The 12,637-nt window shown below is 67.5% G+C and carries 13 protein-coding genes; 8 read left to right on the top strand and 5 right to left on the bottom strand.

The features are described 5' to 3' along the window. Positions 1-160: 160 nt before the first annotated feature. Entirely contained in the window at positions 161-643 is a 483-nt protein-coding gene (secB, locus tag AC5JCN_RS17045) for a protein-export chaperone SecB (RefSeq protein ID WP_495756279.1), read from the top strand. 9 nt (positions 644-652) lie between these two features. Here secB and dnaQ read toward each other — a convergent pair whose 3' ends face one another. The 5 genes from dnaQ to AC5JCN_RS17020 are packed head-to-tail and all read right to left on the bottom strand — an operon-like array spanning position 653 to position 4,293. After that, entirely contained in the window at positions 653-1,378 is a 726-nt protein-coding gene (dnaQ, locus tag AC5JCN_RS17040; RefSeq protein WP_495757667.1) for a DNA polymerase III subunit epsilon, read from the bottom strand. 5 nt (positions 1,379-1,383) lie between these two features. After that, positions 1,384-1,986, bottom strand: coding sequence for a dephospho-CoA kinase (coaE, locus tag AC5JCN_RS17035; RefSeq protein WP_495756278.1), 603 nt, complete (start codon positions 1,984-1,986; stop codon positions 1,384-1,386). After that, a complete protein-coding gene (locus AC5JCN_RS17030) occupies positions 1,983-2,825 on the bottom strand; it encodes a shikimate dehydrogenase (protein WP_495756277.1) in 843 nt (280 codons plus the stop codon). The genes coaE and AC5JCN_RS17030 overlap by 4 nt, the downstream gene beginning before the upstream one ends. An 11-nt stretch (positions 2,826-2,836) precedes the next feature. Beyond that, positions 2,837-3,460: a Maf family protein gene (locus tag AC5JCN_RS17025; RefSeq protein ID WP_495756276.1), complete on the bottom strand. Its 624-nt coding sequence runs from the start codon at positions 3,458-3,460 to the stop codon at positions 2,837-2,839. A gap of 2 nt (positions 3,461-3,462) precedes the next feature. Continuing rightward, positions 3,463-4,293 carry a pyruvate, water dikinase regulatory protein gene (locus tag AC5JCN_RS17020; RefSeq protein WP_495756275.1) on the bottom strand — a complete coding sequence of 277 codons (831 nt, stop codon included), beginning with the start codon at positions 4,291-4,293 and terminating at the stop codon, positions 3,463-3,465. Positions 4,294-4,682: 389 nt separating this feature from the next. On the opposite strand from AC5JCN_RS17020, the gene hemE reads away from it, so the two are divergent. From hemE to AC5JCN_RS16985, 7 genes are all read left to right on the top strand, one after another. After that, entirely contained in the window at positions 4,683-5,744 is a 1,062-nt protein-coding gene (gene hemE / locus AC5JCN_RS17015; protein ID WP_495756274.1) for a uroporphyrinogen decarboxylase, read from the top strand. A 9-nt stretch (positions 5,745-5,753) separates the two neighbouring features. Then, a complete protein-coding gene (hemJ, locus tag AC5JCN_RS17010; RefSeq protein WP_495756273.1) occupies positions 5,754-6,176 on the top strand; it encodes a protoporphyrinogen oxidase HemJ in 423 nt (140 codons plus the stop codon). A 216-nt stretch (positions 6,177-6,392) separates the two neighbouring features. After that, entirely contained in the window at positions 6,393-7,658 is a 1,266-nt protein-coding gene (rho, locus tag AC5JCN_RS17005; RefSeq protein ID WP_495756272.1) for a transcription termination factor Rho, read from the top strand. A gap of 124 nt (positions 7,659-7,782) precedes the next feature. Beyond that, complete coding sequence (mnmE, locus tag AC5JCN_RS17000; protein ID WP_495756271.1) at positions 7,783-9,123, top strand: tRNA uridine-5-carboxymethylaminomethyl(34) synthesis GTPase MnmE; 1,341 nt, start codon at positions 7,783-7,785, stop codon at positions 9,121-9,123. A gap of 109 nt (positions 9,124-9,232) precedes the next feature. Beyond that, positions 9,233-11,098, top strand: coding sequence for a tRNA uridine-5-carboxymethylaminomethyl(34) synthesis enzyme MnmG (mnmG, locus tag AC5JCN_RS16995; RefSeq protein WP_495756270.1), 1,866 nt, complete (start codon positions 9,233-9,235; stop codon positions 11,096-11,098). Then, entirely contained in the window at positions 11,095-11,754 is a 660-nt protein-coding gene (gene rsmG, locus AC5JCN_RS16990) for a 16S rRNA (guanine(527)-N(7))-methyltransferase RsmG (RefSeq protein WP_495756269.1), read from the top strand. The genes mnmG and rsmG overlap by 4 nt, the downstream gene beginning before the upstream one ends. 27 nt (positions 11,755-11,781) lie before the next feature. Then, positions 11,782-12,621: a ParA family protein gene (locus AC5JCN_RS16985; protein WP_495756268.1), complete on the top strand. Its 840-nt coding sequence runs from the start codon at positions 11,782-11,784 to the stop codon at positions 12,619-12,621. The last annotated feature ends 16 nt before the right edge of the window (positions 12,622-12,637 follow it).

The raw sequence follows: 12,637 nt of genomic DNA, 5'->3' as shown, positions 1-12,637 counted from the left end.
ACATCATATGGGTTCTCGCGCTCATTCTTCCACTCGTCAACGGCACCGCCGCCGCCTTGTTCGGCCCGGCGTTCCGTGCTAGCCCCCGCGCGACCCGACGGGTGCCCCACCGCGCCCGGTCCAGCAGTCCGCCCGGAAGTCCGGGCCTGGGAGGAATGACATGTCCGCACCCGCCAACGGCGCGCCGCAAGACGCCAACGCAGCGAGCCTCAACGCCCTCGCCCAGTACATAAAGGACCTGTCTTTCGAGAATCCCAACGCGCCGCGCTCGCTGACCCCGCAGGCCGAGCCCCCGCAGATCTCGATCTCGGTCAACGTCAACGCCAAGCAGATGTCCGAAACGGACTTCGAGGTGGAGCTGACGCTGGAGGGGCGTGCCGGCGACAAGCCGAACCTGCTGTTCAGCTTCGAGCTGCTTTATGCCGGCGTGTTCCGCATGCAGAACATCCCGGCGGAGCAAGTTCATCCAGTCGTGATGATCGAGTGCCCGCGCCTGCTCTTCCCGTTCGCCCGCCAGATCGTGGCCGACGCGGTGCGCAATGGCGGCTTCCCCCCGCTGTTCATCGATCCGATCGACTTCGCCGGCCTGTATCGCCAGCGCCTGGCCGAGAGCGGCGGTGGCTCCCCGGTCGCGCAGGCCTGACCGACGGGCTCAGGAGGCGGCTTCCGCCTCCGCCGCCGCCTCGGTCCAGTAGTCGCCCCACACCGGCTCCTGGCCGAGCGTCGCCACGAAGGCGCGGTGCGCCGCTTGCTCCTGCTGCGTGAGGCGCGGTGGCAGCGTCTGCGGCCGGGCTAGGCTCCTGCGCCCGCCCGCACCAGCCGCCGGACCCGCGACGCGACGCGTATCCGCGAGCCCGAAACTCGCCTGCCGCCCGCCCATCAGCTCCAGATACACCTCGGCGAGGATCTCGGCGTCGAGCAGCGCGCCATGCTTCGTACGGCGCGAATTGTCGATGCCGAAGCGCTGGCAAAGGCCGTCCAGGCTGTTGTTGGCGAACGGAAACTTGCGGCGGGCGATCACCAGCGTATCGACGATGCGCTCGGGTGCCAGCGGCGGGTAGCCGAGGCGCCGGAATTCGGCATCGAAGAAGGCGACGTCGAAGGACGCGTTGTGCGCCACCATGCGGGCGTCGCCGATGAACTCCAGGAACTCCCCCGCAACGGCGGCGAAGACCGGCTTGTCCGAGAGGAAGGCGGTCGACAGGCCATGAACCGCGAACGCCTCCGGCGGCATGTCGCGCTCGGGGTTGATGTAGACGTGGAAATTCCGGCCGGTCGGGATGTGGTTCAGCATCTCGACGCCGCCGATCTCCACGATCCGGTCGCCGCCATTGGCGCTGAGACCCGTGGTCTCGGTGTCGAAGACGATCTCGCGCAGCGCCATCACGCGCGCCCTCCCCGCCCAGGCCGTCCGGCGACGGTCCGCACGATGCCGGCGACCTGGGCCGCCGCGGCGTCCAGGCCACGCCCGGTGTCGACGATGAAGTGCGCGCGGGCGCGCTTGTCCGAATCAGGCATCTGCCGCGCGAGGATGGCCTCGAACGTTTGTTGCGTCATTCCCGGCCTGGAGAGAACGCGCTGCTTTTGCACAGCTGCCGGGGCCGTCACGACGAGAACGGCGTCGCAGCGCGCATCGCCGCCTGTCTCGAGCAGCAGCGGCACGTCGAGCACGGCAAGCGAAGCGGCCGAGTGTTTGGCCAGGAATGCGTCCTCCTCGGCGCGCACGAGCGGGTGGACGATGCCCTCCAGCCTCCGCATGGCCTCGCTGTCGCCGAGGACGCGTGCCTTCAGGGCCCCGCGGTCGATCGCGCCATCTCGCGTCACGCCGGGAAAAGCCTCCTCGACGAGCGGCACCGCGGCGCCCGCGTAGAGCCGATGCACCGCCGCATCGGCGTCATGGACGGGCACGCCCAGCCCGCGGAATAGGGCGGCCGTGGTCGACTTGCCCATTCCGACGGATCCGGTGAGGCCGATAACGAAGGTCATCGCGGCGGCTCGACATCGGCCTCGACCAGCGCGCGCAGCTCCGGCGTGACCCTGGGCCGGACGCCGAACCATTTCTCGAAGCCGGGGACGGCCTGGTACAGCAGCATGCCGAGCCCGCCGACGACTGGGTGGCCGGACGCCCGGGCGCGGACAAGGATATCCGTCAGGAGCGGGACATAGACGATGTCGGTGACGACGGCTCCCTCCTTCAACGGATGGAGGTCGAGGTCGAGGGGCGGATGACCCTTCATGCCGAGGGAGGTCGTGTTGACCAGCAGGTCAGCCTCCCGCAGCGCTTCAGGAAGGTCTGCCCAGGCGATCGCCTCCACCCCCGGGCCGAAAAGCCGCGCCAGCGCCTCGGCGCGCTCCCGCGTCCGGTTTGCAACGACTATGCGAGGGATCCCGGTGCCGCGCAGCGCGGCGATCACGCCCCGTGCCGCTCCGCCGGCACCCAGAACGAGCGCGCAGCGGGCCTTCCTCGCCCAGCCGGGGCACCCCTCCTCCAGGCTCGCCAGAAAACCCTCGCCGTCGGTGTTGTCGCCGACGAGGACGTCGCCCTCATAGTACAGCGTGTTGACGGCCTCCACCGCACGAGCCCGGTCCGTCGTCCTGTCCGCCACGCGGAACGCCGCTTCCTTGTGCGGGATCGTGACATTCGCACCGGCATAGCCGCGCTCGCGCAGCGAACGGAGGAAGTTCTCGATGTCGCCGGGTGCGACATCCTCGCGTCCATAGGACCCCGGCAGCCCCAGGGTACGCAGCCAATGTCCGTGGATCATCGGCGAGCGGGAATGCGCGACGGGATGGCCGATGACGCAGGCGCGGGGTTCCTTGGCCATACCCGTGATCCTCAGGCTTGCACGAGGCCCGCCCGGCGCAGCGCGTCGAGAACCGGCAGCATCGGCAGTCCCACGATGGTGAAGTGATCGCCTTCGATGCGTTCGAAGAGGTGGATCCCCAGCCCTTCGAGCTGGTAGGCGCCGACGCTGGAGAGAACAGCGTCGCCTGCAGCCTCGCAATAGCGCCGGATCATTGCCTCCGACAAGGCGCGCATGTGCAGAGTGGCTGTCTCGACAGTGTGGAGCAGCACCGTGTCGCCGCGCCGTATATGGACCGCGGAGTGCAGCTGATGATTGCGGCCCCCCATCAGGCGCAGATGGCCGGCGGCTTCCTCCAGCGACGCCGGCTTGTGCAGCGCCGCGCCGTCCACGGCGAGCGTCTGGTCGGCGCCCAGCACCACCCGACCGGGCATGTCGCGGGAGACCGCGAGGGCTTTTGCGGCGGCCAGTGCGGCCGCCACGCCCTCTGCATCGGCACCGGCCGCTCTCGCCTCCCCCTCGGCCGCGCGCTCGTCGATGCCGGCGGGGTGCAGCTGAACGGGGATTCCAGCCGCTTCCAGCAGCGCCCGCCGTCCGGCGCTGCGCGAGGCCAGGATCAGCGGTTCACGCGCGAGCCACAGCGTTGCGGCTGCCATGCTCACTCCACGATGAAGCGCAGCCGGTGCTGCTTGTAGAGATCGATGATGGCGGCGGCCGTCTCCTCGATGGAGCGGCGCGTCACGTCGATCAGGGGCCAGTTGTGCCGCGCACACAGCTTGCGGGAGAAGGCGATCTCCTCGGCGACGATGGTCCGGTCGACATAGGGGCTGTCCTCCGGCGCGTTCAGAGTGAGGAGGCGGTTCTGCCGGATCTGCACGATGCGCTCGGGGCTGGCGACGAGCCCGACCACCAGCGGGTTCTTCACAGTCTCCAGCTGCGAGGGGAGGGGGATGGACGGCACCAGCGGGATGTTGGCGGTCTTGATGCCGCGATTGGCGAGATAGATGCTGGTGGGCGTCTTCGAGGTGCGGCTAACGCCGACCAGCACGACGTCGGCGCTCTCCAGGTCCGTGGGAAGCTGCCCGTCATCGTGCAGGAGCGTGTAGTTCAGCGCGTCGATGCGCTTGAAATACTCGCCGTCGAGCACGTGCTGGGCGCCCGGCCGCTGCGTCGAGACCGTGCCGAGATAGGACTGGAAGAGGCTCAGCACGGGATCGAGGACAGACAGGCAGGGGCAGCCGAACTCGGCGCAGGCGGCCTCCAGCCGCTGCGCCAGCTCGGGCTCGACCAGGGTGTAGAGCACGATCCCGGGAGCGGCCTCGAGCTCGCTGACGACGCGGTCGAGCTGCGTGGCGTTGCGCACCAGCGGATAGACATGCTCGATTGCGGAGATGCCCTGGTACTGCGCCGCGGCCGCACGGCTGACGGCGATCAGCGTTTCGCCGGTCGCATCGGAGACGAGATGAAGGTGAAAATAGCTGCGGCCCAATTCCGTGAGGTCCCCGGCGCCTTTCCCACAGCCCTGTGGAAGCCTGTGGAGATCCGGGTGCAAGTCGGGCTCGTCCGGAGGGCGCCCCGGCACTGTCACCGATGACCGCCTGGCGATCAACAGGCCTCGCGCTGGGGACCGGATTCATCCCTGTTCTCGACAGGCCGTTCCTGCCGCCGGCCTCGACGCGACGCGACGCGCCGGGCCGCCCGCACAAGGCGTTCGATTCCCTTTACGATTCGTTAAGGATTTTCGCGGTCGCAGGATCCCCGGCCGATTCACCCGGCAGGGACAGTCTGTGGGTGGCCTGTGGACGAGGTGGCGTCCCGCGGGCGGGCGGTCTAAAAGCAAGAACAAGACTCTCTATATGAAAGAAAGATTCTTTATCCGTGTCCGATCCGACGAGCGCCAAGCCCACCCCGACCGCCGCCGGCAAGCGGCTCCTCCGCGTGCTCGCCGGGGAGCGGATGGACCCGCCACCGGTCTGGATCATGCGTCAGGCCGGTCGCTACCTTCCTGAGTACCGGGAGATCAGGGCCAAGGCCTCCGGGTTCATGGATTTCTGCTACACGCCCGATCTTACCGCCGAAGCGACCCTGCAGCCGATCCGCCGCTACGGGCTCGACGCCGCCATCCTGTTCTCCGACATCCTCGTCATCCCCGACGCCCTGGGCCAGCCGGTTTCCTTCGCCGAGGGCGAGGGTCCGCGCCTGCCGCCGCTCGACGGCATGGCGGGGCTCGAGGCCCTGCGCGAGGAGCCGGACTGGACGAGGCTGGAGCCGGTCTTCGAGACGATCCGCAGGGTCAAGGCGGCCCTGCCGGCCGAGACCACCTTCCTGGGCTTCTGCGGGGCTCCCTGGACCGTTGCGAGCTATATGATCGCGGGGAAGGCCACCCCCGAGCTCGCACCCGCCAGGCTGCTCGCCTACCGCGAGCCGGCCTTCATGCAGGCGCTGGTCGACCGGCTGGTGACCTCCTCGATCGCCTATCTCGTGCGGCAGCTCAGGAACGGCGTCGAGGCCGTCCAGATCTTCGAGAGCTTCGCCGGCGCGCTGACTCCGGAAGGCCTCGAGCGCTGGTCGCTGGAGCCGATCAGCCGCATCGTGGCGGGAGTCCGGGCGCAGGTTCCGGACGCTCGCATTATCGTCTTCGCCAGGGCGGCGGGGGCGGGGCATGCCCGTGTCGCCGAGACGGGCGCCGACGCGATCGGCCTCGACTGGGCCGTCAATCCCGCCTGGGCGGCCAAGCACGTCCAGTCCCGGCGGCCGGTGCAGGGCAATCTCGATCCGCTGGCTCTGGTGGCCGGTGGAGAGGCGCTGGATTCGGGGCTCGACGGGGTGCTGAAAGGCTTCGCCGACGGGCCGCATATCCTCAATCTCGGCCATGGCATCGTGCCGGAGACCAATCCAGAGCACGTTGCCCGCCTCGTCCAGCGGCTCCGGCACGGCTGAGCGCACGCCATGTACGAGTGGATCAAGGCCCTGCACGTCATCGCCGTCATCGCGTGGATGGCGGGGTTGCTCTATCTGCCGCGGCTGTTCGTCTACCACACGCAGGCCGCTGCCGGCTCAAACACGTCCGAGACGTTCAAGGTCATGGAACGGCGCCTGCTGAAGGCGATCATGAACCCGGCCATGATCGTCACCTGGCTGGCGGGCCTGTGGATCGTCTGGCAGGGCGGCTGGTACATGGCCGGCTGGTTTCATGCCAAGCTTCTTCTGGTGATCGGCATGAGCGCGGTGCACGGCATGCTCGCCGGTCACGTCCGGGCCTTCGCCGAGGACCGCAACGCCAAGCCGCAGCGCTATTTCCGCATCCTCAACGAGGTGCCGACGGTGCTGATGGTGGTTATCGTCGTCCTCGTGATCGTCAAACCGTTCTGACGGCATCGCACCCGCTCGGATCCACTTGTCAGGCCGTGTAAATCGCGCTATCTGACCTCCACCTCCCCAGATGCGGCCGGTCCACCCGAGGTCTCGCTTCGGCTCTCACGAAGCATACGAGCAGGGCCCGGCTCCGCGGAACCGTCGCAGACGCGTCCCCGTTTTTCTCCCCACCCGACCGCCCGGCCACAGAGCGGGCGCCTCCAGGACATCTCCATGCGGGAAATCAAGCTCCAGGATCTCAAGGCGAAGTCGCCGACAGAGATGCTCGCCTTCGCCGAAGAGCTGCAGGTCGAGAATGCCGGCACCATGCGCAAGCAGGAGCTGATGTTCGCGATCCTCAAGCAGCTTGCCTCGAACGAGGTGGAGATCATCGGGGAGGGTGTCGTCGAGGTCCTGCCGGACGGCTTTGCCTTCCTGCGCTCGCCCGATTCGAATTATCTCGCAGGGCCTGACGACATTTACGTCTCACCCTCGCAGATCCGCCGCTTCGGCCTTCGCACCGGTGACACCGTCGAGGGGCAGATCCGCAGCCCGAAGGAGGGCGAGCGGTACTTCGCGCTCCTGAAGGTCACCACGATCAACTTCGAGGATCCCGACAAGGCGCGGCACAAGGTCAATTTCGACAATCTGACGCCGCTCTACCCCAATGAGAGGCTGAAGCTCGAGGTCGAGGATCCGACCCGCAAGGACTTCTCGGCGCGAATCATCGACATCGTGTCGCCGATCGGCAAGGGCCAGCGCGGCCTGATCGTGGCGCCGCCGCGCACCGGCAAGACGGTGCTGCTGCAGAACGTCGCCCAGTCGATCACCACCAACCACCCGGAGTGCTACCTCATCGTCCTGCTCATCGACGAGCGGCCCGAGGAAGTCACGGACATGCAGCGCTCCGTGCGGGGCGAGGTCGTCTCGTCGACCTTCGACGAGCCGGCGGCCCGTCACGTGCAGGTCGCCGAGATGGTGATCGAGAAGGCCAAGCGCCTGGTCGAGCACGGCCGCGATGTCGTGATCCTGCTGGACTCCATCACCCGCCTCGGTCGCGCCTACAACACCGTGGTGCCGTCCTCCGGCAAGGTGTTGACCGGCGGCGTCGACGCCAACGCCCTGCAGCGGCCGAAGCGCTTCTTCGGCGCGGCGCGCAACATCGAGGAAGGCGGCTCGCTGACGATCATCGCGACGGCCCTGATCGATACCGGCAGCCGCATGGACGAAGTGATCTTCGAGGAGTTCAAGGGAACGGGTAACTCCGAGATCATCCTGGACCGCAAGGTCTCGGACAAGCGCGTGTTCCCGGCGCTCGACATCACGCGCTCGGGCACCCGCAAGGAAGAGCTGCTCGTTCCCGCCGACGTGCTCAAGAAGATGTACGTCCTGCGCCGCATCCTCAATCCGATGGGCACCGTCGACGCCATCGAGTTCCTCATGGACAAGCTGCGGCAGACCAAGACGAATTCGGACTTCTTCGATTCGATGAACACCTGAACGGTCGCCGGGCCCTGGCGATTCGCATCCGGAACGATGGACAGAGACGCGAACGCCAGGACAAGCCGCCTGGTCGATTCGGCACCGCAACGACGGCGGATCAGAGCTGAGGGTCACCTCGCTGATGTTCAACGCTTCCGCGTCCGACACCATCTTTGCTCCCGCGACCCCGCCGGGCCGGTCCGCTCTCGCGGTCGTCAGGATCTGCGGTCCGCTTGCCGTACCGGCGCTCTCCGGCTTCGTCTCGCGGCTGCCTGAGGAACGAAAGGCCGGTCTTCGCCGGCTGCGCGATCCCGTTTCGAAAGAGCTCCTCGACGAGGCGCTGGTCCTCTGGTTCGCCGGCCCCAACACCGAGACGGGCGAGGACATGGCGGAGCTCCACCTCCATGGCGGCCGGTCGGTGCGCGACGCCGTTCTGGCAGCTCTCGGCCGCCTGCCCGGCTTACGGCCTGCCGAACCGGGCGAGTTCACGTTCCGGGCGTTGCGGAATGGAAGGCTGGACCTCGTTCAGGCCGAAGCCCTCGTAGACCTCGTCGATTCCGAGACCGCGGCGCAGCGCCGGCAGGCCCTGGAGCAGATGGGCGGCGCCCTGTCCGGCCGCGCCGGAGGCTGGCGCGACACGCTGGTCGGCATCCTCGCCCGGCTCGACGCGGAGCTCGACTTTGCGGACGAGGGGGACGTTGCGAGCTTTGACGCCCGACCCATCGTCGACGAGCTGTCGTCCCTGAGAGCTGATCTTAACAAGGCGCTCGGCGACCGCAGCGGCGAAATCGTGCGGGAAGGCGTTCGCGTCGTCGTGCTCGGGCCTCCCAACGCCGGCAAGTCCAGCCTGGTGAATGCTCTCGCCGGTCGAGACGTGGCGATCGTAACGGATGTTCCGGGAACGACGCGCGATGCGCTGGAGGTGGTGCTCGACCTTCAGGGGATCCGGGTCGTGCTGACAGATACGGCCGGGCTCAGGGACACCGCCGATGCCGTCGAGCAGATCGGGGTGCAGCGGGCCCGTGACAGGGCGGCCGACGCCGACCTGATTCTCTGGCTTTCTCCTGCCGACGCACCGGCCGAAATGGATGAGGACCTTCCGGCCGGGAAGGTCCTGCGGGTCCGGTCGAAATCTGATCTGGCCGGCGATGCGATCGTAGAAGAAAGCTCCAGTGCGGAGATCGCCGTTTCGACCGTCGATCCGGACGGGACCCATCAGCTGGTCGCAGAGCTGACGTCACGCGTCTGCTCTTTGGCCGGGACGGGATCGGCCATCGTAACCCGCGAGCGGCACCGGCGGGCACTCGAGGGCGCGGAGCAGGCGCTGCGCTCCGCAACGCGGCTGCTCTCGGCCGGGGGCGAACTTGAACTCGCGGCGGAGGAGGTTCGCAGGGCCATGCGGGCCTTGGACGTCCTTGTCGATCGGGTTGACGTCGAGACTGTCCTGGGAGCCATATTCTCGCGGTTTTGCATCGGAAAATGAGGCAGCCGTTTCACGTGAAACGGTCGATTCGGTTCCGAAACGCTCGTTCCACTTTGACGAAGCAGCCGCTGCACGCTAAGTCGCCCTCCTCTGCTGGAGCGAGTGCACTTTGATCAGGTTTGACGTCATCGTGGTTGGCGGCGGGCACGCCGGCACCGAGGCTGCGGCAGCCGCGGCAAGGATGGGAGCGGGTACCGCCCTCGTCACGCACAACGCCGCAACTATCGGAGAGATGTCCTGCAATCCCGCAATCGGCGGCCTCGGGAAGGGCCACCTTGTGCGCGAGGTGGATGCACTCGACGGCATCATGGGACGAGCGGCCGATCTGGGCGGGATCCAGTTCCGGGTGCTGAACCGGCGAAAGGGCCCCGCCGTGCGCGGCCCGCGTGCCCAGGCCGACAGGAAACTCTACCGGCAGGCCGTGCAGCGGCTGCTTGCCGAGACAGCCGGTCTCGCGATCGTCGAAGGCGAGGTCGCGGATCTGCTCGTCACGGATGGCCGTGCCACCGGCGTGACTCTCGCCGACGGACGCCAGCTTGGTGCCGTAGCCGTGGTGCTGACGACAGGGACATTCCTGAACGGCCTGATCCATATCGGCGAGCGCAAGATCCCGGCTGGCCGCGTCGGCGAGGCCCCATCGCGGGCGCTCGCGGCCAGGCTCGCGGATCTGGCGCTGCCGCTCGGCCGTCTCAAGACGGGCACTCCGCCGCGCCTCGACGGGCGTACGATCGACTGGGCCAGCCTTGCGATGCAGGACGGCGACAATCCGCCCGAGCCATTCTCGGCGATGACGGATCGTCTGGACGTGGAGCAGGTCCGCTGCGGCATCACTCAAACGTCAGAAGCGGGACACGCGCTGATTCGCGCCAATCTGCATCGTGCACCGGTCTATTCCGGCGACATCTCCGGGACAGGGCCGCGTTATTGCCCGTCGATCGAGGACAAGGTCGTTCGATTCGCCGACAGAACGAATCACCAGATCTTCCTCGAGCCGGAAGGCCGCGACGATCACACCGTCTATCCCAACGGAATCTCGACCTCCCTGCCGGAGGACGTCCAGCATGCCCTAGTGCGGACCATCCCCGGACTGAAGGATGCCAGCATCCTGCGGCCGGGCTACGCAATCGAGTACGACTATGTCGACCCCCGGGCTCTCGATCCGACACTTCAGGTCAAGAGGCTGGCCGGGCTTTTCCTAGCCGGCCAGATCAACGGGACCACCGGATACGAGGAGGCGGCCGCCCAGGGACTGCTCGCCGGAATGAACGCTGCCAGGCTCGCCGGGGCGGCCCAGCCGGTCGTGATCGACCGGTCGCAGGCTTATATCGGGGTCCTCGTCGACGACCTCGTTACGAAGGGCGTGACCGAGCCGTACCGAATGTTCACCTCCCGCTCGGAGTACCGGCTGAGCCTGAGGGTGGACAATGCAGGCGAGCGGCTGACGGAGCTGGGCGAGACCGCAGGTGTGATCAGGTCGGATCGGGCCGCGAAGGCCCGCCGCCTCGAAGCGGAGGTCGCAGCTCTCCGGAGCCGTCTTGCGGAGCGCTCGGTCACCCCGACTCAGGCCCGGGCGGCAGGCCTCGCGATAAACCAGGACGGGGTGAGGCGGTCTGCGTTCGAGCTGCTCTCCTATCCCGGGCTGTCGCTCGCTTCCCTCATCCCGCTCTGGCCCGAGCTCGCGGGTGTTCCAGGGCGGGTGGCGGACCGGGTGGAGACGGACGCCAAGTACGCCGTCTATCTCGACAGGCAGGACGCGGATATCGCGGCATTCCGGCGGGAGGAGCAGATCCTCGTCCCGGATCTCGCCTATGCCAGCCTGTCCGGGCTTTCGAGTGAACTCAGGGCAAAGCTCGCTTTGGTCAAGCCGAGGACCCTGGGACAGGCGGGGCGTGTCGAGGGGATGACGCCTGCGGCCTTGGCGTTGCTGGCTGCCCATTGCCGCCGCGCCACGGTCGATTCGGACCCGGTACAGTGAGTCGCGGAGAAGCCGGAGACGGTGACGACCGCCGCAGGGCTCTGGCGCTCTTCCCGGTTTCACGTGAAACCGAGCGCGATTTCGAGGCTCTGGTGCAGCTCCTGACGCGCTGGCAGTCCGTCAAGAACCTCGTCGGTCCGGCAACGCTCCCCGAGGTCTGGACCCGGCACATCGCGGACTCCGCCCAGCTCACCACACTCGCACCGGATGCCCTCCGATGGCTCGACCTCGGCTCGGGCGCCGGTTTCCCCGGGCTCGTGATCGCCATTTTGCTGAAGGGCCGCCCAGGGGCGGAGGTGACGCTCGTAGAGGCGAATGGCCGCAAATGCGCTTTCCTGCGCGAGGCGGCGAGGGTGCTCGGGCTTCCGGCGCGCGTGGTGAACGCCCGCATCGAGGAGACCGTCCCGGACATCCAAGGACCGGTTGATGTCGTGACGGCCAGGGCCCTCGCGCCGCTGCCCATGCTGCTGGGCTGGACCGAGAAGCTGTTGACAACAGGGTCGCTGGGACTCTTCCCCAAGGGCCAAGATGTAGAGGCCGAATTGACCGAGTCGGCTAAATGTTGGAGAATCCAGTCGTCGATAGCGGCGAGCATCACCAACCCGGAGGCCGGGATCGTGATCGTCCACTCCCTGGAGCCGCGCATCGTTTCGTAACCGAACGGATCGGGATTGCGGCACGTCATGGACGATTCGATCACCACGGGACGGCCCGACGGCCCTCCCCGCATCCTTGCGCTCGCCAACCAGAAGGGCGGTGTCGGCAAGACGACGACCGCCATCAACCTCGGCACCGCGCTCGCCGCCATCGGTGAGCGCGTTCTCATCGTCGACCTCGATCCGCAGGGCAATGCCTCGACGGGGCTGGGCATCGACCGCCGCATGCGGCGCCGGTCCACCTATGACGTGCTGGTAGGCGACATCGTGCTCGGCGACGCCGTTCACGAGACAGCGGTTCCCCGTCTCTTCGTGGCGCCTTCGACCCTGGACCTGCTCGGCCTGGAGCTGGAGATCGCGGCGGAGAAGGACAGGAACTTCCGGCTCAAGGGCGCCGTGGGTGCACTCCACAAGACACTTGTGGAGCATGGGCTCGACACGTTCACCTACGTCCTGGTGGACTGCCCGCCATCGCTGAACCTGCTGACGATCAATGCCATGACGGCTGCCGACGCCGTGCTTGTGCCTCTTCAATGCGAGTTCTTCGCGCTGGAAGGGCTCAGCCAGCTGCTGAAGACCGTGGAGCAGGTGCGGTCCGCGCTGAACCCCAAGCTGACCATCCACGGCGTCGTGCTCACCATGTTCGACCCCCGCAACAATCTGTCGAACCAGGTGGTCGCCGATGTCCGGCAGTTCATGGGCGACAAGGTCTACGAGACGGTGATCCCGCGGAACGTGCGGGTGTCCGAGGCGCCGTCCTACGGCAAGCCGGTGCTGCTCTACGACCTCAAGAGCTCGGGGTCGCAGGCCTATCTCAAGCTCGCCTCGGAGATCATCCGGCGCGAGCGGGCGCTCCACGCGGCGTGACCCGGGGCACTGGCCT

It is taken from the genome of Alsobacter sp. (assembly GCF_059501845.1).
The sequence above is the reverse complement of the archived record's forward strand: the minus strand, read 5'-3'. Positions and strand labels throughout refer to the sequence as shown.

Excerpts from the sequence above, each read along its gene's own strand:
- secB (WP_495756279.1), top strand. The coding sequence starts at position 161 with ATGTCCGCACCCGCCAACGGCGCGCCGCAAGACGCCAACGCAGCGAGC.
- coaE (WP_495756278.1), bottom strand. The coding sequence starts at position 1,986 with ATGACCTTCGTTATCGGCCTCACCGGATCCGTCGGAATGGGCAAGTCG.
- AC5JCN_RS17030 (WP_495756277.1), bottom strand. The coding sequence starts at position 2,825 with ATGGCCAAGGAACCCCGCGCCTGCGTCATCGGCCATCCCGTCGCGCAT.
- AC5JCN_RS17025 (WP_495756276.1), bottom strand. The coding sequence starts at position 3,460 with ATGGCAGCCGCAACGCTGTGGCTCGCGCGTGAACCGCTGATCCTGGCC.
- hemJ (WP_495756273.1), top strand. The coding sequence starts at position 5,754 with ATGTACGAGTGGATCAAGGCCCTGCACGTCATCGCCGTCATCGCGTGG.
- rho (WP_495756272.1), top strand. The coding sequence starts at position 6,393 with ATGCGGGAAATCAAGCTCCAGGATCTCAAGGCGAAGTCGCCGACAGAG.
- mnmE (WP_495756271.1), top strand. The coding sequence starts at position 7,783 with ATGTTCAACGCTTCCGCGTCCGACACCATCTTTGCTCCCGCGACCCCG.
- AC5JCN_RS16985 (WP_495756268.1), top strand. The coding sequence starts at position 11,782 with ATGGACGATTCGATCACCACGGGACGGCCCGACGGCCCTCCCCGCATC.